The organism is Paracoccus aerius, from assembly GCF_014656455.1.
Taxonomy (GTDB): domain Bacteria; phylum Pseudomonadota; class Alphaproteobacteria; order Rhodobacterales; family Rhodobacteraceae; genus Paracoccus; species Paracoccus aerius.
Genome location: NZ_BNCL01000079.1, coordinates 1 through 1551 on the forward strand (window position 1 = coordinate 1; position 1551 = coordinate 1551).

Annotated in this window: 2 protein-coding genes; one reads left to right on the forward strand and one right to left on the reverse strand. The window is 62.0% G+C overall.

Annotated features, from left to right (window positions below; translation table 11 throughout):
- Positions 1-347 (reverse strand): YrrC family ATP-dependent DNA helicase (locus IE224_RS20745; RefSeq protein ID WP_444544095.1); only part of this gene is annotated, 347 nt, incomplete at its 3' end.
- Between the two features lie 665 nt (positions 348-1012).
- Here IE224_RS20745 and IE224_RS20750 point away from each other — a divergent pair.
- A complete protein-coding gene (locus IE224_RS20750) occupies positions 1013-1237 on the forward strand; it encodes a DUF1127 domain-containing protein (protein WP_229849503.1) in 225 nt (74 codons plus the stop codon).
- Positions 1238-1551 lie beyond the last annotated feature (314 nt).

A 1551-nucleotide genomic window follows, 5' to 3' on the forward strand; every position in this document is an offset into this window, starting at 1 on the left:
GCCTTCACCAGCCGCCGGGCATAAACCGGCCCGATCCCCCGGATCATGCCGGAGCCGAGATACTTCTCGATGCCCTCGACGGAGGAGGGCGCCGAAGCCTTGAGAAACTGCGCCTTGAACTGCAGGCCATGGGTGCGGTCGTTGAGCCAGACACCCGAGGCGGTGATCCATTCGCCCGCCGATATCATCGCGGCATGGCCCACCACGGTGACCAGGTCCCGGTGCCCGCGCGCCTTGACCCGCAGCACGCAAAAGCCGCTCTCGGGACTGTGAAACGTGACCCGCTCGACCGGCCCGGCCAGAACCTCTGTCGGATTGTGGGTATCCGGGGTCATCACCTGCGCCATCCACAATCCTCACCAAACAACAGCGCGACGTTCCCTGACCGCATGTTGCACCAATCGCATTGCGTCTGGTCCCCATCGCAGGCAACATCTTTTTTCCGCATCTTCGACCATGTTGTGCCAGCAGATATATGCCAGCCAGGTCCTGAACCAAGTTCCGAACTGTTGCGGGCGAACGGATCAGACATCCGCGATCCGCACCCCACCCTTCACGTCCTCCCGTTGTCAAAGGGGAGGGCACAACCAGGGTCAGCCTTCCGGAAGCCCTTCCCGATAAAGACCTCAGGTATTTCCCTTAAGGCAGCTGCACACCTGACCGTTTCGTCAGCCGCGTTCCTCTTGAAACACGTCAAGTCCTCCCTTCGAAGCTGATTGCCGCAAGGTGAGTTGTGATCATCGGCATCCAGCAAAGAGAATGGGCAAGCAGCGCCTGCTCTTGAAGCACGGGACGACCGTCAACGAATGTATCTGACAAGCCTCACGCCTTCCGCCGCGAGAGAGAGGCTCGCAGCTTCAGTTCTTCCCTTGCAGACGCTGCATGGCAGCATCCCCGAAGGATCCATTGTGCAGCCGCAGTGTTAGCGCCATCTTTGGTGCATCGAAGGAGCGCAAGGCCAATCCGGGCCGGGCGCAGATGCAAGAACAAAGACGCTGAAAAGGAAACCGCCATGGCTACGATTGCCCACACCCACAACGCCGCTGCCACCTCTGGCATCGCTGGCCGCCTGATGGCTGCGATCCAGCACATGCAGGAAAACCGCGCCCGCCGTGTGATCTATCGCCAGACCGTACGTGAACTGAACGCCCTGACCAACCGCGACCTGGCGGACCTGGGCATCAGCCGCGCGATGATCAGCCGCCTGGCTCACGAAGCCGCCTGGGGCACGAAGTAAGACATAGACCTTCCCGCCCCTCTCCTCCCTGGGTCGGGGCTGGCAGCATTCTTCTGCCAGAGGATGCCGCCCCTACATAGCCGCTCCATTTGCGGCACCCGATGCGACGGACCTTTCCTCCTCCCCATGGTCTGATCGTTGGCGGCAACGGCCTCTCCTCCTCCCTGGCCTTGCCGCACCCATGCGCGGCCCTTCCTCCTCCCTGGGCCAGCGTTACGCGGCAGCACCCCTCCTCCTCCCTGGGTGCTGCCGCTTTTTCATGATGGACACCCAATTCTGGAGCAATGCCTCCGAACCGACCGGCATACACGGCG

Excerpts from the sequence above, each read along its gene's own strand:
- IE224_RS20750 (WP_229849503.1), top strand. The coding sequence starts at position 1,013 with ATGGCTACGATTGCCCACACCCACAACGCCGCTGCCACCTCTGGCATC.